Origin of the sequence: Actinopolyspora alba (genome assembly GCF_900112765.1) — a bacterium.
GTDB lineage: Bacteria > Actinomycetota > Actinomycetes > Mycobacteriales > Pseudonocardiaceae > Actinopolyspora > Actinopolyspora alba.
In genome coordinates this window covers 1-25423 of the sequence record NZ_FOMZ01000013.1, presented here as the reverse complement: position 1 = coordinate 25423, position 25423 = coordinate 1, and the positions used below count along the sequence as shown (strand labels likewise).

Sequence of the window (25423 nt, the reverse complement as noted above, 5' to 3'; positions counted from 1 at the left end):
AGCGCCGAGCCGCGCCGCACCACTGTCGACGGCCCGTGAAGGTGCTCTCGACAACCGACAGCCCGGGGAACGGGACGGACTCTCCTGGCAAACCACCACGATTCCGACGGCGTTCGATTCCACGGTGGAGCCGAAGGCCGCCCCGCACCGAGCCGACCTCGACGCGCGACGAGCCCGAGCAGAGCCACACCCCCTCCCGAACCGCCAGGAGACGCCATGTAGCGCGAGAGCCGCTTCGGCTGCCACCGGTACTGACATCGGACCCTCCATCTATGAAACGTTTCACGGACTATGACAGCGATCACCCCTCGAAGCAAGACCCCAGTTCGACGAAGTATCGAAATACCTGACAAAAGGGGGATATTGAGAACTCTCAGTCTCAGACGAGGTCGATCCGACTGTTATGACGTTTCATTACTGAGTGTCCTGACAACAACGCGCTTCGACAGCGACAACGGCCGTCCGATCAACGTGCGCCCCTTTGCCCGTTCTCGTGGCCCGTTCCTCCACCCCGGTCGGAGAACCCTGCCGGGGCATCGAATTCGCACTGCTCCCCTGCCGCGAAAAAGCGATCCAGTACCGATCAAGACCAGCACAGTGACTCCGCCGCGAAATGTGGATCAGTGCGGGTCGATAGGCGGTCACCGCGAACGACGGCGGTTCCGCTCCGTCGAACTCCACACCGCAGAAAACCCGAGGTCATCCAGGTCTACGCGGCTGATCCGCAAGCGTTCCACCACCTGGTGAGATCGACGCCTCGGCCGCACTCGGACGACACCGCTAATCAGGACGAACAGCGTCGCGGTGACTCGCCGTTGCTCCCGGCTCGGGTTGATAACGAGGTCGTGGGTGCCCGGCTCCCCTGCCGGTGCGCCCATTCGGACAGTGACAGGGCGAGGATGGCGATGCCGGCGGCGAGATAGCTCAGGTGGCTCTTGCCGATGATTTCGATCCCCACCGCGCCGATCACACCGGACAGTGCGATGGCGAGATACAGGAACGCCGCGTTGAGTGAGACCACCAACGCGGCCGACGAGGGAGTGAGAGTGATGAGTCGGTGCTGCTGCGGTGCGGTGACCGCCCACGCGGCGAGCCCGTAAACGACGATCACGACGAGAGCGGAGATGTAGGTGCCGGTGGTCCAGGGCAGGATCAGGAAGCTGATCGCCAGTACCGCCACCGCTGTGGACACGACCCGCCGGGCACCGACCCGGTCGGACCAGGCCCCGGCCGCGAGGTTGCCGAAGGTGCCCACCGTTCCCCAGACGAACATCAACACGGCCAACCGGGTTCCGCTTCCGCCGGTGGCGGGTTCGAAGACGACGCTGATGTAGGTGTAGACGATGTAGACGGCGGTGAAAGTGGCCAGCGTCGTTCCCAGGACGGTGAGGATCCGGCGGTCGGTCAGCGGCGCCAGTCGTTGCCGCACGCTGGTGGGCGACATTCCCTCCAGCGCGGGAATCCAGGCCGCGAGACAGCCTAGGGCGAGCACGGCCAGGGCGGCGACGAACCATATGGTGGCGCGCCAGCCGAACAGGGTCCCCACCACGGTGCCGATCGGTGCGCCGAGCGCGGTCGCCGAGGTGAGCCCGATGGTGACCGCGGCGATGGCGCGTCCCCGCGACGACGGGGGTACCAGCGCGGAGGCGGTCACGCTGGCGGTCGGGATGAACAGTCCTGCACCGGCGGCCGCGACGGCCATCCCCAGCAGCACGACCGCGAAGCTCGGTGCGAGCGCGGTGAGCAGGACTCCGGCGAGGTACAGGCCGATCGCCAGCAGCAACGCCGCGCGGCGGTGCCACGTCGCGGTGGTGGCGGCCAACAGCGGGGCGAGCACCGCGCAGGTCACCGCGAACACCGTGACGGTCTGCCCGGCCGCACCGACCGACACCCCCAACGACCGGCTGAACTCGGGCAGTACACCGGCGAGCACGAACTCCAACGTTCCCACGGCGAACGTGGCGAAGGTCAGCACCGCGACCCGAAACCACGCCCCGCGGTCGACCGCGGTGCCGACATCGGCGGTAGACATCGAACCTCTTCAGCTGCGAGCTGATCGGAACTGGATCGGCGGGTCAGCGCCGGACGGCTTGAAACCGTTCCACTGAGGGTAGGGCTCGGCGAGCCGTCGTGGTCGCAATCCGAGGCGTCGTAGCTTCACGTAGTTCCGTGGACACGGAAGTACGATCCAACAGCGGAGTCGCAGTAACAAGTACTGACTCGAATGTGCCGTAGGGTCACGTTGTATACCGTGCGAGGTGAGCGCCGTGCAGCTCCGGGAACGAGTCGAAGAGATGGCCGACTACTGCGACGTCGAAGTCGCGCTGGTCGTCGTCGGCGGGAAGTGGAAACTTCTCATCCTCAAGCATCTCCTGGCCGGCACGCAGCGGTTCGGCCAGCTCAAGCGCGCGATGCCCAATATCACCCAGCGGATGCTCACTCGCCAGCTCCGCGAGCTCGAAGAACACGGCCTCGTACGACGCACCGTCCACGCCGAGGTCCCGCCGCGTACCGAGTACTGCCTGACCGAGCTCGGCACCAGCCTGCGGGAACTCATCCACCGTCTCGACGACTGGGGAAAGAAGTACCGCGAGCACCTCGAAAACCCGGACACAATCACACCGCCCACATCCCCGGAGTGAACCCTTCCCCCGCCCCACGGCTCCCCCGAGCCCGGCAGTCGAGCGCGGCATGAGCACGGAAGACGATGGGGGCAGAAACGCCTTGCCGGATGAACCGCCCCGGGGTGTCCAGTACCGAGCTCGGTGCCCGGCCTCGACGACGCTCACGTCCGCGGTATCGACCTCGTCGGCGTGCGCAGGGGCGCGATCACGGACATGCTCGGATTGGAAAGTCGCGCACGCTCGAGCGCTGTTTTCTCACCTGGCCACACCGACACCACTTGATGACTCGTGGAAATTAGCTGTGCACTCGCAGTGAGAACGTGACGCAAAACTCCCAGGTGTTAATCCATTCAGAGCAGTTATTGATCACCCATTCGCGCAATCATGGGCGTGTTTGTGATCACATCACCCCGAATGAGAGGTCCATGGATGACCAGGCTGCTGGTTGCGGTCGCCTCACTGTGCTTGGCCGCGGCACTGAGCATCGGTGTGCTGTCGGTGGCCGATACCTCGGCCTCTAAGGGGTCTGGCTCCGCGTTTACCCCGGTCGCGATGCACGAGAAGCGAGCCTTTCCACCGCCGGAATCGCGCGTCGATTCGCCCCCGAGGGGCGGTCGCCGTCCGCGTCGGCCTCCGAGACCGACCCGCACGCGGCACGCGGCACGCGGCACACCAGCCGCTTCGCCCCAACCGGCCAAGAATTCCCTCGACATCGAGTACCAGCCACGGAAGACGAGTTACTGGTGCGGACCGGCCGCTGCCCGCTGGTCCAGCACCGCCTTGACCTGCGCGAGCGCCCAGTTGTAGGCGAACCGGGACGCACCGCAATGCGACGACAACATGTCCTGCTGCTGCTCGGTCGGGTCAAGCGCGAACTGGTACGCCTGCAACACCGTGCTCATCGCGGCGGCACCTCGACGGCCTTCATGGCTGCTTTGGCGCGCTTGGCCACCGACCGGCGCCCGTACAACCGGGCACACATCGAGGTCAGCACCTCGGTCACATCGCGCGCCAGGTCATCGGTGACCTCGGTGTCATCGAGTACGACAACCCGGCGGGACTGGGCGGACAGCGCGGCTTCCAGGTGTTGCACCCCGAATCGGGCCAACCGGTCACGATGCTCCACCACGATCGTGGACACGGTTGGATCAGCCAGCAGCTTCGCCAGCTTGCACCGGTTTACGTTCAGACCCGAAACGATCTCGGTGACCGTGGCATCCAGTGTGAGACCACGGCGAGCGCACTCCTGGGCCACTCGACCCGCTTGCCGGTCGAGATCGTCGCGCTGATCGGCACTAGATACCCGGCAGTACGCCACCACCCGTCCGGTGTCGGCGGTGGGCGGTTCGACCAGGATCGTGCCGGTAGGCAACTGGCGAGCGGGCACGGGCAGGATACCCGCGTGGAACCAGTTCAACGCGGTCCGGTACGAAACCCCTGCTCCTGCACCCACTCCTTCAGCCTCACGGGGACATTTCAACACAGATCAACACGAAATCACACAGACACCGGAACTGTTGTTTGCCCCGCCCAGTTCTTCCGCGAAACCCGTTACTGGCGGGACGGGCCGCTTTGGGACTGGTCGCCACCCTGATCGGGTCCCTGCTGCCCGGGGCTTTGCCGACCCTCCTGGTCGCCCTGGGACCGCGTCCCCTGCTTGTCGACGAAATTCCGGACCTGCTCAGAGCCCTTACTGATCTTGTCGTGGTACTTGCCGCCGGTCTTCTCGTCCGCGAAGGTCGACGCCTTGTCGATACCCTGCTTGACCTTGTCCGGGCTCTTGCCGGCGAGCCCCTTCAGCTTGTCCATCATGCTCATGTCGGCCTCTCCTTCGCCGAATCGGTACACGGACCACTGAAGGCCCTCAGGCGTGTCATCGCTTTACCCTGATTGCGGCTCGGGTAAACTTCGCCAGGCCCTCTTTTTCCATGACCAGCCGCGATTACGCCTCGTTATGTCAACGATCCGCGTGGGCACGGTGTTCCCGAGGCCCCGAAGGAACACAGGTCGGGGTTTGAAGGCGGTGCGGGAACGGATCGAACTAGAGCGTGACTGGTGGATCAGGTGCGGAGCCAGAGGAGGATGCTGGCTAGGGTCAGGGTGGCGTGGAAGTAGTGGGCTTTCTTGTGGAAGCGGGTGGCGATGCCGCGCCATTGCTTGAGGCGGTTGATGCTGCGTTCGACGATGTTGCGCTGCCGGTAGACAGTGGGCTCGAAGGCGGGTGGGCGGCCTCCCGCCGAGCCTCGCCTGTGGCGGTGTCCGGCCTGGTCGGCTGGTTCCGGGATGGTGGCGGCGATGCCGCGACGCCGTAGGTGGGCCCGGATTGCTCGTGAGGAGTAGGCCTTGTCGGCAATGATGCGCACCGGTCTGGTGCGCGGGTGCCCACGCCCCGGGCGGGGAACTCGGATGGCCGCCAACAACGGCAGACACTGCGGAGCATCACCGGCTTGTCCCGGCGTGATCAGCAGACTCAGCGGACGGCCTCGTCCGTCGACAGCGAGGTGAATCTTGGTGCTCAGCCCTCCTCGGGACCGGCCTAGTGCTTGCGGGTGCCCCCTTTTGCTCCGGCGGCGTGCTGGTGGGCGCGCACCACGGTGGAATCCACACTGACCGTCCAGTCCACCTCACTGGCGGCATCGGCGGCCCGCTGCAGCTCGGTCAGGATCCGATCCCAGGTGCCGTCCTCGGCCCACCGGTAGAAACGAGACTGCACCGTCTGCCACGGACCGAACCGCTCCGGCAGGTCCCGCCACGGGCAGCTGGTGCGGTCTTTGAAGATCATGCCCTCGACCACCTGCCGATGCTCCCGCCACCGACCACCCCGCTGCGGCGTGACCTGCGGCAACATCGGCTCCAACCGCTCCCACTCCCGATCGGACAACTCGCCATACGACACACCTGACCAACGACCACAAGATCCACCAGTCACGCCCTAACCGCGGCCGGGCCCTTCGACTGGTCGTGGACGCTCGCGGATTCCGCACAATTCCAGACCAAAAAGTGGTGCTCCGGACAGCGCCAAGGCCGGTGTATCGGGAAAAACGGACACGAGCACCCCCGATCACCAATGGCGCGGGCTCTCCCGTGACAGGGGATCCTCACCGGGAACAACAGCAACGACATCGCCCGGCTTCTGCCGCCCGCGCCGCTGCCCTCACCCGCTACGAAAAACTCACCAAATGAGACACTGCCTTAGGTAACTACACCGGGTGAATCCTCTTCCCTCGGATGTGCACCCTGTCCTACCTGGTCACAGGTTCGTGATTGCTCCTCGCGGAGGATCCGAGTACGTACACCTGGCTGAGGTACGATCTGCTTTCGCAAGATCACACAGGATAATCCATGCAATGGAGCTGCGAGGAGTGGCGGACATGGTCGGTGGCACCGTGTGCGGATACGTGGAACAGGGTGAGCCGGAGATGCCACGTTCATCGATTCAAATATGAGGCCGTACCACCCGTCCGTTGTACATCGCTGCTTAGAGGACCTTGATGTCTGCACTGTTACCTACTGCCGGCTGTCTTGAGGACGATGGCCCCGAGGGCTGTTCGGATCAAGCTGCCGCGGATCTACGGAACCGCATCCTGTGGCTTACCCTGCTGCCGGTGGTGCCGTCGCTCCTCGTGCTGGGGGCTGTCACGGCTATGCTGGTGACCGTCGATCGTTCGTTCCTGGGAGCCGCACTCGCCCTTTGTGCTTTGGCGATCGCGTCAGCCGGGCTGGTCGGTTTCATCGCGGTCAAGCGGACCAGAAACGGTCTCCGACAACTCCGACGAAAGCACGAGGCGGTCAGAGTTGACGCTGCCGCCGCTGCTGACACGGGCTCCGCAGCCGACGGGCTCTCCTCCCCCTCCTACGGCAACGACGCGCTCCAAGCCGCGTTCGCCAAGTTGGCACGGGGCCTGGAGGCCATGGCCGACCGAGCGATCACCGAAATCGACGAAGCCGAACACCAGGTGGAAGACCCCGATCTTCTCGCGCGCCTGTTCCGCGTGGACCACCTCGTCAACCTGTCTCGCCGACAGGCGGAAAGTCTGGCCATACTCGGTGGTAAAGCGCCGCAGCGACAAACACAGGAGGACGTGAGCCTCCAGACAGTGTTGCGCTCCGCCGTGGCTGAGATCGAGCACTACTCCCGAGTGAAGATGACCGCGGTGGAGGGAATGCTGAAAGGGCCCGCCACCGCTGAGGTGATTCACCTGTTGGCGGAGCTGCTGGAAAACGCCACCCAATTCTCCAGCAACAACACTCCTGTGGTGGTGCGGACCGAAACCGTCACGGCCGGCGTGGCCATCGAGATCCAGGACCGTGGTCTTGGTATGACTAGCGAGGAGATCCACCGGTACAACCGCCTGCTCGAGGACGCCGATCGGGTCGACCTCGACGAGCTCCTCGCGGACGGACGGATCGGGTTGTCGGTGGTCCGAGTCCTCGCGCAGCGCTACAACATCAGGGTCCGCCTGCAGAGCAGCATCTACGGAGGGATGGAAGCGGTCGTCCTGCTGCCGGACAGCTTGCTCACCACCTCACCCTCGGAACCCGCGCAGCCCGGTCCCGCTGCCCAAGAGCTGACGCCCACGCCGCCGCCACCTTCCGGCGGGCCACCACCGCCGGTTTCCCGTTCTCACTCTCCCAGTCGGATGCAATGGACCGGCGACGTAGCAGCGCCCGCTGCCGAACCTTCGCCCGAAAGACACACACCGGCACCACCCACTTCTGAACCGGCGTCGACGTCACCGCCGGCGTGGACCGCTCCCCCATCGGCGGAGACGACGAGCTCACCCACGGGCGGGGAGCGCCGTCGAGGTGACGCGTCACAGCTTCCGCAACGCAGGCCCGGCACGGACAACCTTCCGGAACAGTTGCGGACACGGCAGGAGAGCGTCACCCCGATCCCCGGCCACAACACGGGGTTGTTGAGCGCCTTCAGCCAGTCCGAGTCCGACCAGTCAGCTTCGTCAGAAGATCGGCGAAACCCTTCGACGTCCGCCTGAAACGCCCCAAGGAGTCGACCGTGACCCAGCCACAGGATCTGACCTGGCTACTCGCGAACCTGGTCAACCAGGTTCCCCACACCCGAAGCGCCCTCTTACTGTCCACCGATGCGATTCCGCGGTTCTACTACGGTCTGGAGCGCGATGACGCGGACCGGCTGGCTTCCCTTGCCAGCCCCTTGTGCTCGCTGGTCCAGGAAGTGGGCAAATGCTTCGGGGGTGGACACGGGATGCGCCAAGCCAATGCCGAACTCGGTGACGGCAGTATCCTGGCGATCACGGCCGCCAGTGCCGGCAGTATCCTCGCTGTCCTGGCCGACAGCACGGTCAACGCCGGGGTTCTCAGCTACGAGATGCAGCAGCTCGGCAGGAAAGTGCCCAGCAGTCTGGCCACGCCGTCACGACGTTCCCCGGCGGAGGAGAGTCGGCCGGTATGAGCGCATTCGACGGTCACCCACCACGCGAGCAGGGGATACGGCCCTACCTGGTCACCAACGGGCGCACCCACCCCAGCGCGACACTGGACCTGCTGTCCATGGTGCGCAGCACGGGGCAGGTGTCTCACGACGTGCTGGGACCCGAGCACTCCCAGACGTTGCGGCTGTGCCGCTCCCCGACCACAGTCGCCGAGGTAGCAGGACACTTGCGGCAACCCGCGGTGGTCGTCAAAATTCTGCTTTCCGATCTCATCGGCACCGGTGCGGTAACCACTCACGATCCAACCGCGACCGCTGACGTCACCCCGGACCTGATCGAGAAGGTACTCCATGGGCTTAGAAGCCGACTCTGACGCATTCCCCTGGCAGCTCAAAATTCTCATCGCGGGCGGATTCGGCGCCGGGAAAACCACCTTCGTCGGCGCGTCCAGTGAGATCGAGCCGCTGAACACCGAGGAGCACCTCACCACGGCCAGTGTCGACACGGACAGTCTGGCTGGTGTGGAAGGAAAGTCCACCACCACGGTGGCCATGGATTTCGGCCGCATCACCTTCCCCGACGACAACATCGCGTTGTATCTGTTCGGCACTCCGGGCCAGGATCGCTTCTGGTTCATGTGGGACGAGCTGTCCCGCGGCACCGTCGGTGCCATAGTGCTGGCCGACACGCGTCGACTTCAGGACTGTTTCGGAGCGATCGAATTCTTCGAGCAACGAGGGATCTACTTCCTGGTCGCCGTCAACGAATTCGACAACGCGATGTACTACACCCCCGACGAGGTGCGGAACGCTCTCGCGCTGCCCCTGAGCGTTCCGCTGGTGATGTGCGATGCCCGCGACTCCCACGCCGCGACGCGAACACTCATCACGCTGCTCGAACACGTATCGACGACGTCCTCACCGCAACCCATCGGCTGACCCCAGGGAGAACATGATGTCCACCAGCAATATGCGCCTCGTAGGCACCCCACCGGATCCGAACGTGCAGCACCGGATGGAACGGTTGCGAGAACTCGGCATCCGGGAAGAACCCGACCCGCAGTTCGATGCCCTCGCGCGCAGGCTCGCCGACGCGGCGGGCGCCCCCTACGCGATGGTGAACATCATCAGCGGCCAGCGGCAGTACTTCACCGGGCTGTACACGCGAGCCGAGTCCCAGACCAGTGCCGCGATGGAAGCGGCACAAACGGCCGTGTCACCGGGACGGGAGATGCCGAAAGATCACGGGTTCTGCCCGCACGTGGTGGCCCGCGGACTGCCACTCGTCCTCGGCGATGTCTGCTCCTACCCACGGTTCACCAGCAATCCCGTGGTGGATCAGATCGGGATCCGGTCCTACATGGGAGCCCCGCTCATCGACCACACCGGCCTCACACTGGGCACGGTCTGCACCGTCGCACCGGAGACCCACTCATGGGGCCGCCGCGAACTGGAGACGATCAAAGGCTTCGCGACCGAGGTGATGGAGCTGGTGCACAGCCGCGAACGCCCGTGACGACCGGGGAGCACACAACGTAACGCTCATGCGGGCGTGCAGGGTCCCGCTCCGCGACGCTCCGGCCGACACCTCGCCCGTTGCGGGCCCGTGTCCGCCGCGGTAGGCGCATACCGGCGGGCACGGGCCGCCCCGGCCGCGGCGGCGTCAGCTCGAACGTGGAAAGACACCGAGCTGGGGTGCCAGTCGCTCCGACCACGGGGTACGCGAGTTCCCCAGGGCCGTTTCGGCCAGCCGCAACCGTTGGATGTCGGAGGTGCCGGCGGGAGCGAAGATGTGGTGCGCGTCGCGGAGGTAACGTTCCACCGGGCTGTCGGTGCCGAGCCCGTACGCGGCGTGCACCTCCATCGCGGTTCGTGCCGAGTCGAGCGCGTACTCCACGTTGACGAGTTTGGCGTTGATCAGCTCCGCATCACACGGCATGGCGTTGTCCAGCGAGTGCGCGGCGTGATAAGCAGCCAGCCTGGCCGTCATCAGCTGGGACTGCATCTGCCCCAGTTTCTGCTGCACCGTCGGCAGCTGGGACAACGGTTGTCCGTAGCGATACTGCCGCCCCGCGAAGTCGACGGTTTCCTCCACCAAGGCGCGGTGGATCCCCAGCGCGACAGCGGTCAGGTTGGGCCGCCCGTAGAGGATGCTGGAGCTGTAGGCCACCGCCAGGCCCTGTCCTTCATCGCCGAGCCGGTTCTCGGCCGGGATGCGGCACTCGTCGAAGACGAGTTCGCCGTAGCTGAACCCGTGCAGCCCCATCGACGCCTGGTGCTCCCCGAGGGAGAATCCGGGCCGGTCCGGTTCCACCAGAAACGCCGACAATCCCCGGGATCCCTCCCCGGTGCGGGCCACCACACCGTGCACGTCGCCCACGTGGCTGTTGCCCACGAAGACCTTGTGCCCGTTGAGCACGTACTCGTCACCCTCACGACGTGCGGCCGCCGTCATGCCGAGTACATGACCGCCGGAATCGGGCTCGGTGACGGCGATGGTCGGTAAGCAGTGTCCCGCGCTGATCTCCGGAAGCCACCGGTGCTGTTGATCCGCGTTCCCGAAGTGCAGGATCTTCGCCACCCCCAACTGGGAAGCCTGCACCATCGCGCCCATCGCTCCGCTGACCCGCGAGAGCTCTTCGATGATGATGGACTTCGCCAGATGCCCCAGGCCCATGCCACCGTGCTCGGGCCCGATCGTCACCCCGAGCCAGCCCTGTTCGGCGATCAGACGGGAGAGCTTGTACTGGACCGACCGAGACTGCTCCATGTCAGGAATTTGTGGACGCACTTCGGTCTCGGCGAAGTGACGCACCTCGTCACGAAGGCGATCGTGGCTCGCAGTGGTGAACAGGCCGTCCATCTGGACTGCAACGCTCATACTTCTCCAATCCCCGATCCGGTCTCCGTCGCTGCCCGCCATCCGGGGTGCACGGATGATCAACAGGCTCGCACGGGTGCTCCAGTCGAGGTACCACCTTCATGGGGATTGACCCGAGAACTCGCACCGCGCGACACGCGATCTCCGCGCTTCTCAGCGCGGCACGAGGTGCTGTGCTCCTCCGACATCACGCCGCCGTTGGGGCGCCGGCGGCACGGCTCACGATTCCGGCTCCCCGTCAAGAGTCGGTCTCAAGTGGACCGCCCATACAATCCATAACAGCACTTCGCGTAGTTGGCCGGGTAGCCGTCATGTGAGTCAGCGCCTTGCCAGCGTTGAAGGGCACCTCGAGCAGCAGCCCTCCGACATCGGCCACGGCGGCTGCGGAGCAGTCCGCGGCAGGTGCGCGAAGACTGTTCCACACCATCGGAGGTGACGAGGTCGATCAGCCCCGCCACCGATTTTCCCTCGTAAACCGGGTCGAGGATGACACCTCGAGCATGCCGGTCAGCCGGATCGCGGATGCCTCCCACGCGGGGCACCCCAACCGTTGCCCCGTCAACAGCGCACTGCGCAACTCGTCGTGGCCGTAGCCCTCGTCGGCGCGCAGCCTGCCGGGTTCACCTCGCCGTGCTCCGTGCTGGAAGCGCACCCCTCGGAATCACTCCGCCCCGCCTCCACATCACCCGGGCACCCACCGACCGCGATCACACCAGCCCGCCGATCATCCATGTGCGACAGAGTCCGAAAGGACGAGGTTCGACGATTTCGACACGACGCCGGTGCACGCGTATCCCACGAACGCCTCTCGGTACCAAACACATCAACCCCTCGCAAGAGTTTTCATTTTCACATGGCCGGATCGAGAATTTTCAAGATCAATAGCGCGCAGAGCTGCTAGCGTCCCGGACGCAAGATCACGAACGACGTTTCCGACAGCGATCACGTCGTGAATTCGAAGGGCTCGGGGTGGCTGAAGCACCGAAGGACGACGAAACGACAGAGGTGACGCGCGGGTCGGCACTGCGCGATACCGCGGAGGTGGCGGCCGGGGCCATGTCCGGAATGGCCACGGCGGGCGAGGCAACCACCGAGTCCAAACCGGACGCGGCGACCACCATCGCCGCGGCGGAGCGACTGGCCGCGAACCAGGACTCGTACCTGCGGCGCAAGCAGCTGTGGATGTTCGACGTGCTGGACGACGACGGCGACGGCGCGGTGACGCCCGCCGACACGATGCAGTTCGCGCACCGCCTCGCACGGCTGACCGGCCACACCGAGGACTCACCGCGGGCGCAGCAGCTGGAAGCCACGGTGAACCGGATCTGGCACGCGCTGGTGGTCAAACCCGCGTGGGTACCGGACCCGGAACGGCTGGCCAGGGAGCAGTTCGTCACGGTGATGGCGAACAGCGTGGCGGAGACGCCGGACAAGACGCTGCAGTACATCGGCGTGGTCACGAACCTGGCTTTCGCGATGGCCGACGAGGACAACGACGGACGGGTCACCCGGGACGACGGACTCCGGCTCGTCACGGAGGTGCTGCGCGTGAAGCGGGAGCACGCCGAGCACGCGTGGTCGGTGATGGACTCCGACGAGAACGGCTACCTCGGCTACCCCGAGATCCTGATGGCGGTCACCGACTTCATCATCAGCATCGACCCGCAGGCACCGGGCAACCTGGCGCTCGGGCGCATCTGACGCCGTGACAGGAGTGTTCGACGGCGCCGGCCTCGTCGAACTCGCCCAGCGGGTGACGAAGCCGGCGCACTTGGTGGCACACGAGCGGGACGGCGCACTGGGACTCTCGGAGCGGCCGATTCCGGGAGCCGTCGGCACGGTGCCGGCCTTGTACCCGGAGTGGCTGGGCGACCAGAGCTTCACCGAGACGCACGACGTGCGGTTCCCCTACGTCGCGGGCGAGATGGCGCACGGCATCACCGGCGTCGAACTGGTCGAGCCCATGGCGCGGGCGGAGATGCTGGCCTTCTTCGGGGCGGCAGGGCTCGGCCTCGAACGGCTCGACCGGGAACTGGAACGACTGCGGACCCGTCTCGCCGGGCGACGGAACTGGGGCGTCAACCTCATCCACCACCCCGACGACGCGGCCATGGAGGACGCGGTCGCGGCGCGCCTGTTACGCGCCGGAGTGCCGAAGATCTCCCTGTCGGCGTTCCTGGACATCACTCCCGCGGTGGTGCGCTGCGCGGCCTCCGGACTGCGCACCGACGCGACGGGCCGGATCATTCGGAAGACCGCGCTGTTCGCCAAGGTCTCACGCCCGGAGACGGCCGAGCTGTTCATGTCGCCGCCCCCTCCCGGGCTGGTTCGTCGGCTCGTGGACACCGGCGAGATCACCGAGGAGGAGGGCCGTCTGGTCAGCCGGATACCGGTGGCGGACGACATCACCGTCGAGGCGGACAGCGGTGGGCACACCGACGGAAGACCGCTGGTGTCGATCCTGCCCGCGGTCCTGTCCCTGGCGCGTCGGAAGAGCCCGGGAGTGCGGGTGGGCGCGGCGGGCGGACTCGGCGACCCGGCCGCGGTGTCCGCGGCGTTCGCCCTCGGCGCGGCCTACGTGCTCACCGGCTCGGTGAACCAGATGTCGCACGAGGCCGCGGTCAGCGACGAGGCGAAGGCCATGCTCGCGCAGGCCGGGGTGGCGGACGTGGCGATGGCGCCGGCGGGTGACATGTTCGAGCTCGGAGCCAAGGTCCAGGTGCTGCGCCGCGGCACCATGTTCGCCGGCCGGGCGGCCCGGCTGTACCAGCTTTACCTCGAACACCCGTCGCTGGACTCGCTCCCCGCCGAGGCCAGGGACTCGTTGGAGCGCGAGGTCCTCGGGGCCGGCCTGGACGAGGTGTGGCAACGCACCGAGGAGTACTGGGCGCAGCGCTGCCCGAGCGAGATCACCCGGGCGCAGGCGGACCCCAGGCACAGGATGGCGCTGGTCTTCCGCTGGTACCTGGGTAATTCGGTCACCTGGGCGGTCGACGGCACGCCCGGCCGCCGCAGCGACTACCAGCTGTGGTGCGGCCCCGCAGCCGGAGCGTTCAACACCTGGACCGCGGGCAGCTTCCTGGCCGAACCCGGTGGACGCACGGTCACGCAGATCGCCCGCAACCTGCTCCGGGGAGCCGCCGTGCTCACCCGCGTGCACCAGCTGCGCGCCCTCGGGGTCCGCCTCCCCTCCGATGCCTTCGACTTCCGCCCCCGCCCACTGGTTTGAGAAACGGCAGAACGAACATGGACCACCGGATCGCGATCGTCGGCGTCAGCGCGATCATGCCGGGCGCGCCGGACGTGGACGCCTTCTGGCGCAACGTCCTCGAAGGACGCGACCTCATGACCGACGTGCCGGCCGACCGCTGGCTGATCGAGGACTTCTACGACCCCGACCCGGACGCGCAGGACAAGACCTACGCCCGCCGCGGGGCCTTCCTGCCCGAGGTCGAGTTCGACCCGATGGCCCTGGGGGTGCCGCCCCGCAACCTGCCCGCCACCGACACCGCCCAACTGCTGGCCCTGGTCGCCGCGGAACGCCTGCTGACCGGGCTCTCCGACGCCGGGCTCGGCCGGATCGACGGCGAACGGGTCAGCGTGTTCCTCGGCTGCGCCTCCCTGCAGCTGCTCGGCGAGATGGCGATGCGGTCCGGACGCCCGCAGTGGCGCCGGACACTGCTGGACAGCGGACTGTCCGAAGCGGACGCCGACGCCGTCTGCGACCGGATCCTCGAGTACTCGCCACCGTGGCAGGAAGCGACGTTCCCCGGCATGCTGAGCAACGTGGTCGCCGGGCGGATCGCGAACCGCTTCGACCTGCACGGCACCAACTTCACCGTCGACTCCGCCTGCGCGAGCTCGCTGGCCGCCCTGTCGGTCTCGGTCGACGACCTGCTGCTCGGCCGCTCCGACATGGTGATCACCGGCGGGGTCGACACGCTCAACGACGCGATGACCTTCCAGTGCTTCAGCAAGACCCCGGCCCTGTCGCCCACCGGCGACTGCCGCCCGTTCGACGAGCACGCGGACGGCACCATGCTGGGCGAGGGGCTCGGTCTGTTCGCCCTGAAACGACTCGCCGACGCCGAACGCGACGGTGACCGGGTACACGCCGTCATCCGCGGCATCGGTTCCTCCTCGGACGGCAGCGGCACCTCGGTGTACGCACCGCTGGACACCGGGCAGGCGCGGGCGCTGCGCCGGGCGTACGAGACCGCAGGCTACGGACCGGACACGGTCGGTCTGGTCGAGGCGCACGGCACCGGCACCGCCCCCGGCGACGCCACCGAAACAGCCGCCCTGCACTCGGTGTTCGAGGCGAGCGGGCGGACGGACCGCCAGTGGTGCGCGCTCGGGTCCGTCAAATCCCAGATCGGACACACCAAGGCCGCCGCCGGCGCCGCGGGCCTGCTCAAGGCCGCCCTGGCGCTGCGGCACAAGGTGCTACCGCCGACGATCAAGGTCGACCGTCCGAACCCCGCGCTGAACCTGGAGAACAGCCCTCTCTACCTCAACACGCGGGCACGGCCGTGGATCAACACGACCGAGCACCCCAGGCGGGCCTCGGTGTCCAGCTTCGGCTTCGGCGGCTCGAACTTCCACGTCACGCTGGAGGAGTACACCGACGAAACGGCGGGAGCCCGCCCCGCGGTGCGCTGCGAAGCACGGCCGGGAGAACTGGTGGTGCTGTCCGCCGCGACGCCGCGGGAGCTGTTCTCACTCGACCTGTCGGGAAGCCTCACGGCGGTCGCGCGGCGCTCCCAGAACGCCTTCCAGCACACGCGGGAGCACCGGCTGGCGGTGGTCGCCTCGTCCGCGGAGGACCTCGAGCAGAAGCTGGAGCAGGCCCGGGGACTGGTCGGCACGAAGCCGTTCTCGACGCCCTCCGGTCTGCACTACGGTGTCGGGCGCACTCCGGGTCGGATAGCGTTCCTCTTCCCCGGCCAGGGAGCCCAGTACGTCGGCATGGGGGCCGACCTGGCGATGCACTTCCCCCAGGCCCACGCGGTGTGGGACCGGCACGAGATCTCCCCGCTGGTCTTCCCGCCACCGGTGTTCACCGACGCCGAGCGGCAGGCGCAGCAGCACGCGCTCACCGACACCGGCGTCGCGCAACCCGCCATCGCCGCGCACAGCCTCGCGCTGCTGAACGTGCTGGAAACCGCGGGGGTGCGGCCGGACTGCGTGGCCGGGCACAGCTTCGGCGAGCTGGTGGGGCTGCACGCGGCACGCGCGTTCGACGAGGACACGTTGATGCGGCTCGCCGCCCGGCGGGGCGAGCTGATGCGGGAGGGCTCCGGCGTCATGATCGCCCTGGACGCGGGCGTGGACGAGGTGACCAGCCTCCTCGAGCAGCAGAACCTCGAGCAAGCCTGGATCGCCAACCACAACGGCCCGCGCCAGGTCGTGGTGGCCGCGACCGCCGAGGCGGGCGCGCTGGTGCGCAAGCACGCCACCGCGGCCGGAATGACCGCACGGACGCTCGACACCTCGGCTGCCTTCCACAGCCCCCTCGTCGCCCCCGCGACCGAACCGCTGCGGGACTTCCTGTCCGCGGAGACGGTGCGCGCACCGCTGCTGAACGTGTACGGCAACGCCGCGGCAGCCGTGCACCCGGTGCGGCCGACCGAGATCCGACAGGCGATCGCCGACCACGTCGCCTCACCGGTCCGGTTCGCGGACATGGTGCACGCGATGCACGCCGACGGGGTGCGGATCTTCCTGGAAGTGGGCCCGGGAGGCGCGTTGACCAGCCTGGTCAAGGAGAACCTCTCCGACGGCCATGCGATCTCCCTGGACCGCGCGAGCTCCAACGGGGTGACCGGGCTGCTCGACGCGCTCGGACAGCTCACCGCGCTCGGCGTCCCGCTCGACTTCGCCGGGCTGTGGCACGGCCCGGAGGAGCCCGAGCCCGCACGACCGGCGATGCCCATCATGATCAACGGAGGCAATCACGGCGGGTCCTACCCGCCGACCTCGGAATCCGCTCCGAGCACACCGGCCCCTGCGCTGTCCGGGACCGGATCCGGCAGCCAGGACGATGGGACGCTGCGCGCGGTCGCCGAAGCCCAGCAGGAGGTCGCCCGCGCCCACGCGGCGTACCTGAGCATGGCCGAGAAGTCGATCGACGCGCTCACCTCGCTGGACCCGGCCTCGGGCCACGGCCTCGGACAGCCCTCCGCTCCCTCGCCGACCTTCCGGACCACCACCCCACCACCCGCACCGGCCGAGCCACCCGCTTCCCCCGGACCCCCTGCGACCTCCGAATCACCCGCCGTCTCCGTCGCCCCGGTGCCCGCCACGGCCCCGGAACCCGTGCCGTCACGCGGCATCGAGGAACTGGAACCCCAGGTGCTGGCCGCCGTGGCCGAGAAGACCGGCTACCCGGTGGAGATCCTGGAACCGCACATGGAGCTGGAGGCCGACCTCGGCCTGGACTCGATCACCCGCGCCCAGGTTCTCTCGGCCCTGCGCCCGATGTTCCCGCAGCTGGAGGGAATGGAGCGGGAACGGCTCACCCCGCTGTTGACGCTGCGCACCCTCGGTGAGATCGCCGACCGCTTACGCGAGCTGCTGAACACACCCGCCCACCCCGGCACCACCGCCCCAGACCGTACGATCCACCGGCACGTGCCGACGCTGCGGCGCGCGCCCGCACCGGGCAGCGCCATGCAAGGGCTCGGAACCGTCCTGGTCACCGACGACGGAACCGGAGTCGCCGAGGAGACCGCACGACTGCTCACCGAGCGCGGCGTCCACGCGCGGGTCGGCACCGCGGCCGACATCACCACGCTGGAGGCCGACGGCCTGGTATTGCTCGGCGGACTGGCCGAGACCGCGTCCGCGGACGAGGCCCTGGCCATTCAACGGGACGCCTTCCGAGCCGCACAGGAGATCGCGCCCCGGCTGCGCGCCGTGGGCGGTGTATTCGTCACCGTGCAGGACACCGGAGGCGGATTCGGCCACCGCGACGCGCAACGGCCCTGGATCGGCGGTCTGGCCGCACTCGCCCGCACCGTCCGCTGGGAATGGCCGCTCGCAGCGGTCAAGGCCATCGACTGCCAGCGTGCGAACCGCTCGGCGACCGAGACCGCCACCGCCCTCGTCGACGAACTGCTCACCGGAGGCCCGGACCTCGACGTCGCGCTCGCCGCGGACGGCACCCGGTGGACGCTCGACACCACCGAGGCCCCGGAAAAGGCCGCGTCCGGTGAATGGGCCGGTGATTGGGAAGCCGACCCGGTGATCGTCGTGTCCGGCGGTACCGGGGCCGTCACGGCGGCGGCCCTGCGAGAGCTCGGATCCCGGCACCGCGCACGCTTCGTCCTGCTCGGCCGCGGCTCCGACCGCGAGGTGGACGGGCTGGACCAGGCCCGCTACATGCGCGTCGACGTCCGGGACGAAAACGCCGTACGGACGGCGCTCGCCGACGTCCGGCAGCAGTGGGGACCGATCACCGGCGTCGTCCACGCGGCCGGGGTGCTGAACGACCAGCGGGTGGAGGACAAGACCGAGGGCCAGTTCGAGGCCGTGTTCAGCACCAAGGTCGACGGCCTGCGAGCACTGCTGGACGCCACCCGCGAGGACCCGCTGCGACTGCTGTGCGTGTTCTCCTCGGTCGTCGCCGCGACCGGCAACGCCGGGCAGTGCGACTACGCGATGGCCAACGAAACCCTCAACCACGTGCTCGCCACCGAACAGAACGCTCGGCCGGACGCGGTGGTTCGCTCGCTGCTGTGGGGACCGTGGGAAGGCGGCATGGTCACCCCCGAACTGGCCGAGGTGTTCCGCCTCGGCGGCGTCGACCTGATCCCCCTGCGAGACGGAGCGCGCGTCTTCGCCCGGGAACTGAGCGCCCCTGCCGACGACCCGCGCGTGCTGCTCACCGCCGGCCGCACGCTGACGCGACTCGGGGAGGCCACCAATGGATGACCAGGACTTCGAGGTCATGCCCCGACCTCCGCGGTCCCACCAGCCGACACCGGCCCCGAGGAGCGTCGCGGCGCTGATCTCCGAACAGTTGCGGCAGGCCACCGAGCTCCACGAGCGCTTCCTGGCCACGCAGGCGAGCTTTCACCCGCCCACCACCGGGACGGCCGTCGAGCCCACCACCGAACCGGCCCGCACGGCCCGGGCCACCGTCGAGCTCGACGGCTGGTACCTCGACCGGGCCGGCCGCATGACGGGCGGAGCCGTACTGGACGAACTGCTGGCGCTGTGGCCGCAGCGCGACGGCGCGCTCGACGGCGAACTCACCTTCCACCACGCCCTGCCCGCACCGGGTGATCAGCTGCTCAGCTCGCTGACCGTCACCGGAGCGGTGCTGCGGGGCGGGGTCGACGGCCACCTGTCGTTGCGCGGCAGCCTCTCGGACGGCTTGGACGTGCCCCTGCCGACGGAGCACCCGGGTGCCGCGTTCGACACCGACGCGGTCACGGCGTTCGCCGAGGGCCGCCCGGCCGACTGCTTCACCGGCCCCGAGTGGGAGCTCACGCGCGCCCACGTCCGAAGCCCCGGAATCGGCTCACGACGCACCCTCCTGCTGCGCGAGGTCACCGCGTTCGATCCCGACCGCGGGCTCACCGCGACCGGCCGCACCTCGCCGACCACGTGGCACTCGCCCGCCACGCTGCTCGAAGGCGGCCTCCAAGCGATGGCGTTCCACCTCGTCGCGACCGGGAGCACGATCCACCGCGACGGCTGGCGCTTCGAACCACTGCCGGAGGCGTCCACCCGCCTGCGGGTCCTGCTCAACGCTCCGAGCGGAACACCCCGGTACCACCTCACCCCGCGCTCGCTCACCGGCACGACCGCGCACGCGGACGTGGTCGTCACGATCGACGAGCAGGTGGTGCTGTGCGCCGAAGGGCTCGCCGTTCACCTCGTCGCCGACACCCCCCTGCCGCACTGGAAGCTTCTAGGCCCACCCGCGGTCCAGCGCACCGGCGATCCGGTCCCGCTCAGCGCACTGGCAGGCCTGCGCGGCCACGATGATCCGGCCGCAGCGAGCACGGACCGAATCCGCTACGACCACGCCACGATGCTCACCGCCGCCTGGGGGCCGCGCGCCGAGATCCTCCCCGGCGCCAGCGACGACGCGTTGCGGCTGCCCGGACCGCCGTACCTGTTCCTCACCCGCGTCACCGAGTTGTCCGTCACCCACGGGGACTTCTGCCCCGGCAGCAGCCTGGTCGCCGAGTACGACGTGCCCCGGCACGTGTGGTTCCGCGAGCAGAGCGGGACGGTGCCGGTCGCCGTGCTGCTGGAGATCGCGCTACAGCCCTGCGGCTTCCTGACCGCCCTGATGAACGGCGGCACGGCCGACGAGCAGCTGCGGATCCGCAACCTCGACGGTCGACTCTCGACGGTGCGCGAGGTGCCCCCCGACGTCGGCTCGTTGCGCACCACGGTCGAGCTCACCGACATCGAGCACTGGGACGGCACGACGATCGAAACGTTCCGGGTCCACTGCGAAGCCGACGGCGTCACCGCCCTGGAGGGCACCACGGTCTTCGCCCTGACCTCGGCGGAGCAGTTGACGGCCCAGACCGGTCTGCCGGTGACCGACCACGACCGCTCCCGCCTCACCCAGCCCTGCGAACACCCCGTTGTCGACCTGCGATCCCGCCCCGCCCGCTTCTTCGGGCGCTCCGCCCGCCTGCCCGGTCAGATGCTGCTGGTGCTCGACCGGCTCACCGGCTACTGGCCCGACGGCGGCCCGGCCGGACTCGGACGGCTACGCGCCGAGTGCGAGGTGCGGGCCGAGGCCTGGTACTTCAAAGCGCACTTCTTCAACGACCCGGTGCAGCCCGGTTCCCTCGGTGTCGAGGCGATGTGCCAGCTCCTGTCCTGCTACCTGATCCAGCGTGGTGTCGACGACGGGTTCCGCCTCGAGCCCGTCGTGCCCGACTCGTGGAAGTACCGCGGCCAGGTCCTGCCCTCCGACGCGCTCGTCACCGTCGAACTGGACGTGCTGGACGTCGAACTGAGCTCCGACGGCGGGTACGCAACGGCCGAGGGCTGGCTGTGGGTGGACGGTCGCAAGATCTACCACGTGCCCTGCCTGCGGGTGCACGTGGTGCCCGGCGCACCGGACTCGCCCTCCACGGTCGACACCGTACTCGACCCCAGGGCGGACACGTGGCTGGCGGACCACTGCCCCACCTGGACGGTCCCCGCCGTGCCGCTGATGTCGACCGCCGAGCTCCTCGCCCGGTCCGCCGGGGACCGCGCCGGACGCCCGGTGCGGGTGCTGCGCGACCTGAGCATGCAGCGCTGGCTGCCCGTCGCCGACCCGGTCCGGCTTCGTGCCACCTGCACCGACGAGCAGACGCGGCTCGCGGTGTGGCACGAGGCCGGCTCGCTCTCCAGATTCGTCCCGGTGGCCACCGCGACGGTCGGTTTCGAACCCCCACCCCGGCCGGCTCGCTTCACCCCGCTGGCGGACCTCGCGGACGCGCCGGACCCGTACGAGAACGCGAACCTCTTCCACGGACCGAGCTTCCAGTACCTGACGAGGCTGCGGATGGGCTCCACCGGGGCCAGCGGCGTCCTCGACGCCGAACGCGGGTCGGTACCCCGCGGCGCGCTGCACCAAGGGTTGCTGGACGCCGCGCTGCACACCATCCCGCACGACGCGCTGCACCGGTGGGACCCGGCGATCGGCTCCGACCGACTGGCGTTCCCGCACCGGCTCAGCCACCTCACCGTGTACGAGCCCCTGCCCGACCACGGCGAGATCGAGGTCGAGGCCCGTTTCGCCGGCACGCTGCCGGACGACCTCGTCGCGATCGACATCCAGATGTGCCGCGGGGAGCACGTGCTGGTCGCCTTCCGGACCGTGGTCATGCACATCCCGATCGGAGCCCTGACCGCGGTTTCCGGCCCGGAACGACGCGCCTACCTGCGCGACGCCACGCCCGACTCCCGCCTCCTGCTGACCGGCTCGGACGGAGTGCTGCGCAGGCGCGACGTGGAGCGGGCCGACACGGTGCCGGGCACCGTCAACGCCGTCTACGGCCTGCCCGCGGACACCCGCGCCGCGGAGTGGCTGGCCCACATCGCCGTCAAGGACCACGTCGCCCGAACCGTCGATGTCCACCCGAGCACGGTCGAGGTGACCACCCTCGACGACGTCAGCTGGGACGAGGACTCCGCCACCGTGAGGACCCCATGATTCTGATCACCGGAGCCTCCGGGGCCGTCGGCTCCGCCCTGCTGCGCGAGCTGGACGGCACCGAGGAGGTCATCGCGCTCACCCACCACAAACCGGTCGGCACCACGTCCGTGCGCGGCGACGTGACCCGCCCCTGGCTCGGCCTCCACCCGGCCGAGTACCGCGAGCTCGCGGCCAAGGTCGACGTGGTCGTGCACTGCGCGGCTGCCGTGAACTTCTCGGCCTCGCACGAGCACCTGCACCGGGTCAACGTCGTCGGCACCGGCCACGTGCTGCGGTTCGTCGCGGACGCGGGCGCCCGCCTCGTGCACGGCTCCACGGCGTTCGTCGCCCGCGCGGGCGACGGCACCCCCTTCGACGCGTACGCCGCCACCAAGGCCACGGGCGAGACCCTGGTCCGCGAATCCGGCCTGCCCGCCTGCATCGCCCGCATCTCCACCGTGATCGGCGACGTCCCGCGGCTCCAGGCGTTCCACTACCTGCTCGGCTTCGCGCTGTCCGGCCAGCTCCCCTTCCTGCCCTGCACGCCCGGCACCCGTGTCGACCTCGTTCCCCGGGACGCCGTCGCCGCCGCGCTGGCCGCCCTCGCCCACGACCACGACGCGCGCGGTGACCACTGGCTCACCGCCGGCCCGGCCGCCCTGCCGATGGAACGCGTCATCGAGATCGCCATCGACGCCGCTGCCGCCCGCGCCCAGGACGACGAAGAACTGCGCGACATCGACCAGACGATCTTCCACACCCGGCTGATCGACCCCGCGGTGGCCTCCACGGTGCTCACCGCCGTCCTCTCCCGCTCCTCCAGCTCCGCGGCGCCCAGCGTCATCGAGCGTGCCGCCAACCTCATGGCCGCCTACGACAACGCCGAGCCGTTCCCCACCTCCCTGGGCCGGATTCCCTCCGGCCCACCCGCTCCCACCGTCGAATCGAGTGAAACCGCCCTGCGCCACCTGACCGACTACCTCACCGGACTGCCCCGGCAGACCTGGGAACTGTCCTAGACGGACGCTATGCCGCAGACACGTCGGGAAGTCGCCACTTTCGTTCGAAGGTCACCGCGCGGGCGCTGAGAACGAATTCCACGCGGCCCGAGAACGGAAGTGAACCCATTACCTTCTGGGTGGTCCCGCGATGGAGTTCCCGGCTTGTGAGTCCGGCCGGACTTGTCCCCCTGTCATGCATGATCCGGGGGTGTTACCGGGTTCACTAGTGCCGGCTGTGCTGGAACCAGGCCCGTGTCCTGCTCGACGGTCACACCGCGCTATGCGGTCCTGGTACCGGTTGGAACCCTGCACGAATTTCGCCACTCCGCACTGCCCCGCCTCGATAAGCAGGGCGCTAGCCTGTGGTTGCTGATAGCGAAATCCCGGCACGAGAAGCCGAAGAACGTCCGCCGCTACTTCAAGCCCTCCGAACGAGCGTTTGTCGAAGTCACCAGCTTGCTGGCACCCGATAACCGCCAGCGCCGAAGCTACGGCGGCGAGTTCATCAACGTATGGTCACTCTTCGATCACTGCTTACCTTCGGCCGACGCCGACACGGGGGCACGCTCGACACCGGGGCGCGTTGAACGGTCGGGCACGACTCGGTCGATGAGCCAGATCCCCAGCGCGGCACCGGCGAAGCAGGCACCCGCGACCGAAGCAGCCGTCCACCCCATGCTGTCGTAGAAGCTCGACGCTGTGACGGCACCCAGGGCTGATCCCAGAGAGTAAAAGATCATGTAGGCGCCGATGATCCTGCTGCTCGAGTCCGGATCCCGGGCGACGATGAGGTTCTGGTTGGTGACGTGCACGGCTTGGACGGCGAAGTCGAGCAGCACCGCGCCCAGAACCACGAGCCACAACGACCATTCGGCCTGCCCGATGAACCACCACGAAGCGATCAGCACGATCAACGACACCACTGTGACCACACCTGAATGCCCGCGATCGGCCCACCGACCGGCCCGTGCCGCACCGAGGGTTCCGGCCAGCCCGGCGAACCCGAACAGACCGATCTGAGCCGGGGAAAGGTGCCATGGCGCGTTGCTCAGCGGCAAGGCCAGTCCGCTCCAGAGCACACCGAAGGAGGCGAACAGGAAGAACGTGATGAGCGAGCGAGTCCGGAACACCCGGTCGGTGGCTCCGAGAACGAGGATCGAGGCGACCGCGGCCCCGTACGAGCGCGGTGCCCGACTTGGTTGATCGTCGGGCAGAGCCGTCCAGATCAGGACGGCCATGATCACGGCCATGACGGCCGCGGCCGCGTAGACGGCGCGCCAACCGGCCACGTCGGCGATGAAACCGGCGACGGTGCGGGCCAGGATGATCCCGACCACCACTCCGGAGGTAACGATCCCGATGTTGCGGCCGCGGTGTTCGGGAGGGGACTTCGCCGCGGTGTAGGCGACCGCGGTTTGAACGACCACGGCGAAGAGACCGGCGATCGCCACTCCGACGTAGAGGACCGCGGCAGTCGTCGAGAGCGCCGCCACGGTGGTGCCCACCGCGATCAGCAGCAGATGCGCCGGAATGAGCATCCGGCGGTTCAGCCAGTCCCCCAGCGGGACGAGCGCGGCGAGGCCGACCAGGTAACCGGCCTGTCCGAGGGCCACCACCCAGCCCACCTGTCCGGTCGAGATCGACAGGTCGGAACCCATGCGTTCGAGCAGGGGCTGTGCGTAGTAGACGTTGGCCACCGACACCCCGCACAACACGGCCAGCAACAGCAGGCGTGGCCGGGTAAGGAGCACGGCGGGCGCGGTAGGAGCCGAGGACGACATCCACCCTCCAATCGGTAGTAGTATGAAACCAATCGGAATGTAGTCATAAAGGTAGCAATATGCAACCGATCTGTTTGGGGGTCTGCCGTGACCACACCACCCGCCGGGTCAGGACACCCAGCCGCGCCCTCCGACGGGTGGTCCGACCCTCCCTGCGCTCTCGCGCGCGCCGTGGACCTCGTCGGGGACAGGTGGAGCCTGCTGATCCTCCGCGACGCCTTAGACGGGACCCGGGCGTTCAGCGACTTCCAGCGCAACCTCGGTGTCGCCAAGAACATCCTGAGCGACCGACTCCGCCGGCTCGTCGCCCACGGCATCCTCGACCGACAGACCGCCGCATCGGGCAAACGGCAGGAATACGTCCTCACCCACTCCGGTGAACAACTGTTCACCGCCATGGTGGCCCTACGGCAATGGGGCGAGTCACACGCTTTCAACACCGGCGAGCCTCACTCGGTACTGCTCGACGACGACACCGGCACACCGGTACCGACACTGCACCTACAACGCCCGGACGGCACCACCCTCACCGCCAACAACACCCACATCGAAAAACTCACTAACG

At 68.3% G+C, this 25423-nt stretch carries 19 protein-coding genes and 1 pseudogene; 12 read left to right on the top strand and 8 right to left on the bottom strand.

Translation table 11 applies throughout. The features are described from left to right. Positions 1-784: 784 nt before the first annotated feature. Positions 785-2032, bottom strand: coding sequence for an MFS transporter (locus BM150_RS18550; protein ID WP_092928597.1), 1248 nt, complete (start codon positions 2030-2032; stop codon positions 785-787). Between the two features lie 226 nt (positions 2033-2258). Here BM150_RS18550 and BM150_RS18545 point away from each other — a divergent pair, with 226 nt between their 5' ends. Beyond that, on the top strand, positions 2259-2642 hold the full coding sequence (locus BM150_RS18545; RefSeq protein ID WP_092928596.1) for a winged helix-turn-helix transcriptional regulator: 384 nt from the start codon (positions 2259-2261) through the stop codon (positions 2640-2642). Between the two features lie 719 nt (positions 2643-3361). Here BM150_RS18545 and BM150_RS18540 read toward each other — a convergent pair. From BM150_RS18540 to BM150_RS18525, 4 genes and pseudogenes are all read right to left on the bottom strand, one after another. Next, on the bottom strand, positions 3362-3526 hold the full coding sequence (locus BM150_RS18540) for a helix-turn-helix domain-containing protein (protein WP_245755596.1): 165 nt from the start codon (positions 3524-3526) through the stop codon (positions 3362-3364). Then, the gene (locus BM150_RS18535) at positions 3523-4077 is read right to left on the bottom strand and encodes an IS607 family transposase (RefSeq protein WP_092928595.1); all 555 of its coding nucleotides are present in this window, start codon (positions 4075-4077) and stop codon (positions 3523-3525) included. Before BM150_RS18535 ends, BM150_RS18540 begins: the two co-directional genes overlap by 4 nt. A 98-nt stretch (positions 4078-4175) precedes the next feature. Then, on the bottom strand, positions 4176-4442 hold the full coding sequence (locus BM150_RS18530; protein ID WP_092928594.1) for an antitoxin: 267 nt from the start codon (positions 4440-4442) through the stop codon (positions 4176-4178). Between the two features lie 242 nt (positions 4443-4684). Further along, positions 4685-5472, bottom strand: a pseudogene (locus BM150_RS18525) (IS5 family transposase). Between the two features lie 757 nt (positions 5473-6229). Here BM150_RS18525 and BM150_RS18520 point away from each other — a divergent pair. The 5 genes from BM150_RS18520 to BM150_RS18500 are packed head-to-tail and all read left to right on the top strand — an operon-like array spanning position 6230 to position 9550. Next, entirely contained in the window at positions 6230-7618 is a 1389-nt protein-coding gene (locus BM150_RS18520) for a sensor histidine kinase (RefSeq protein WP_175496904.1), read from the top strand. 20 nt (positions 7619-7638) lie between these two features. Continuing rightward, a complete protein-coding gene (locus tag BM150_RS18515) occupies positions 7639-8055 on the top strand; it encodes a roadblock/LC7 domain-containing protein (protein ID WP_092928592.1) in 417 nt (138 codons plus the stop codon). Then, a complete protein-coding gene (locus BM150_RS18510; protein WP_092928591.1) occupies positions 8052-8408 on the top strand; it encodes a DUF742 domain-containing protein in 357 nt (118 codons plus the stop codon). Before BM150_RS18515 ends, BM150_RS18510 begins: the two co-directional genes overlap by 4 nt. Further along, on the top strand, positions 8386-8973 hold the full coding sequence (locus BM150_RS18505) for a GTP-binding protein (protein ID WP_092928590.1): 588 nt from the start codon (positions 8386-8388) through the stop codon (positions 8971-8973). The genes BM150_RS18510 and BM150_RS18505 overlap by 23 nt, the downstream gene beginning before the upstream one ends. 16 nt (positions 8974-8989) lie before the next feature. Continuing rightward, complete coding sequence (locus tag BM150_RS18500; RefSeq protein ID WP_092928589.1) at positions 8990-9550, top strand: GAF domain-containing protein; 561 nt, start codon at positions 8990-8992, stop codon at positions 9548-9550. 147 nt (positions 9551-9697) lie between these two features. Here the strand turns inward: BM150_RS18500 and BM150_RS18495 are convergent, their stop codons facing one another. Together BM150_RS18495 and BM150_RS24230 are read right to left on the bottom strand one after the other, a co-directional pair. After that, positions 9698-10897 carry an acyl-CoA dehydrogenase family protein gene (locus BM150_RS18495; RefSeq protein WP_092928588.1) on the bottom strand — a complete coding sequence of 400 codons (1200 nt, stop codon included), beginning with the start codon at positions 10895-10897 and terminating at the stop codon, positions 9698-9700. Positions 10898-11360: 463 nt separating this feature from the next. Beyond that, positions 11361-11567: a hypothetical protein gene (locus tag BM150_RS24230; protein ID WP_092928587.1), complete on the bottom strand. Its 207-nt coding sequence runs from the start codon at positions 11565-11567 to the stop codon at positions 11361-11363. A 317-nt stretch (positions 11568-11884) separates the two neighbouring features. Here BM150_RS24230 and BM150_RS18485 point away from each other — a divergent pair, with 317 nt between their 5' ends. Genes BM150_RS18485 through BM150_RS18465 form a run of 5 tightly spaced genes read left to right on the top strand, consistent with a single transcriptional unit; the run spans position 11885 to position 23095 of the window. After that, complete coding sequence (locus BM150_RS18485; protein ID WP_139219585.1) at positions 11885-12616, top strand: EF-hand domain-containing protein; 732 nt, start codon at positions 11885-11887, stop codon at positions 12614-12616. A gap of 13 nt (positions 12617-12629) precedes the next feature. After that, positions 12630-14144, top strand: a complete 1515-nt coding sequence (locus BM150_RS18480) for a PfaD family polyunsaturated fatty acid/polyketide biosynthesis protein (RefSeq protein ID WP_092928585.1) — start codon at positions 12630-12632, stop codon at positions 14142-14144. Positions 14145-14161: 17 nt separating this feature from the next. Further along, the gene (locus tag BM150_RS18475; protein ID WP_092928584.1) at positions 14162-18850 is read left to right on the top strand and encodes a type I polyketide synthase; all 4689 of its coding nucleotides are present in this window, start codon (positions 14162-14164) and stop codon (positions 18848-18850) included. Beyond that, positions 18843-22094: a polyketide synthase dehydratase domain-containing protein gene (locus BM150_RS18470; protein ID WP_092928583.1), complete on the top strand. Its 3252-nt coding sequence runs from the start codon at positions 18843-18845 to the stop codon at positions 22092-22094. Before BM150_RS18475 ends, BM150_RS18470 begins: the two co-directional genes overlap by 8 nt. After that, positions 22091-23095, top strand: coding sequence for an SDR family oxidoreductase (locus BM150_RS18465; protein ID WP_092928582.1), 1005 nt, complete (start codon positions 22091-22093; stop codon positions 23093-23095). Before BM150_RS18470 ends, BM150_RS18465 begins: the two co-directional genes overlap by 4 nt. 509 nt (positions 23096-23604) lie before the next feature. Here BM150_RS18465 and BM150_RS18460 read toward each other — a convergent pair. Continuing rightward, positions 23605-24858 (bottom strand): MFS transporter, encoded by a 1254-nt coding sequence (locus tag BM150_RS18460; RefSeq protein WP_092928581.1) that lies wholly within the window; start codon positions 24856-24858, stop codon positions 23605-23607. An 87-nt stretch (positions 24859-24945) separates the two neighbouring features. Between BM150_RS18460 and BM150_RS18455 the strand changes: the two genes are divergently transcribed. After that, a partial coding sequence (locus BM150_RS18455; RefSeq protein WP_092928065.1) for a winged helix-turn-helix transcriptional regulator occupies positions 24946-25423 on the top strand: 478 nt, incomplete at its 3' end.

Coding starts and splice junctions, on each gene's coding strand:
- BM150_RS18550 (WP_092928597.1), bottom strand. CDS start 2,032: ATGTCTACCGCCGATGTCGGCACCGCGGTCGACCGCGGGGCGTGGTTT.
- BM150_RS18540 (WP_245755596.1), bottom strand. CDS start 3,526: ATGAGCACGGTGTTGCAGGCGTACCAGTTCGCGCTTGACCCGACCGAG.
- BM150_RS18530 (WP_092928594.1), bottom strand. CDS start 4,442: ATGAGCATGATGGACAAGCTGAAGGGGCTCGCCGGCAAGAGCCCGGAC.
- BM150_RS18510 (WP_092928591.1), top strand. CDS start 8,052: ATGAGCGCATTCGACGGTCACCCACCACGCGAGCAGGGGATACGGCCC.
- BM150_RS18505 (WP_092928590.1), top strand. CDS start 8,386: ATGGGCTTAGAAGCCGACTCTGACGCATTCCCCTGGCAGCTCAAAATT.
- BM150_RS18500 (WP_092928589.1), top strand. CDS start 8,990: ATGTCCACCAGCAATATGCGCCTCGTAGGCACCCCACCGGATCCGAAC.
- BM150_RS18495 (WP_092928588.1), bottom strand. CDS start 10,897: ATGGACGGCCTGTTCACCACTGCGAGCCACGATCGCCTTCGTGACGAG.
- BM150_RS18475 (WP_092928584.1), top strand. CDS start 14,162: ATGGACCACCGGATCGCGATCGTCGGCGTCAGCGCGATCATGCCGGGC.
- BM150_RS18470 (WP_092928583.1), top strand. CDS start 18,843: ATGGATGACCAGGACTTCGAGGTCATGCCCCGACCTCCGCGGTCCCAC.
- BM150_RS18465 (WP_092928582.1), top strand. CDS start 22,091: ATGATTCTGATCACCGGAGCCTCCGGGGCCGTCGGCTCCGCCCTGCTG.
- BM150_RS18460 (WP_092928581.1), bottom strand. CDS start 24,858: ATGTCGTCCTCGGCTCCTACCGCGCCCGCCGTGCTCCTTACCCGGCCA.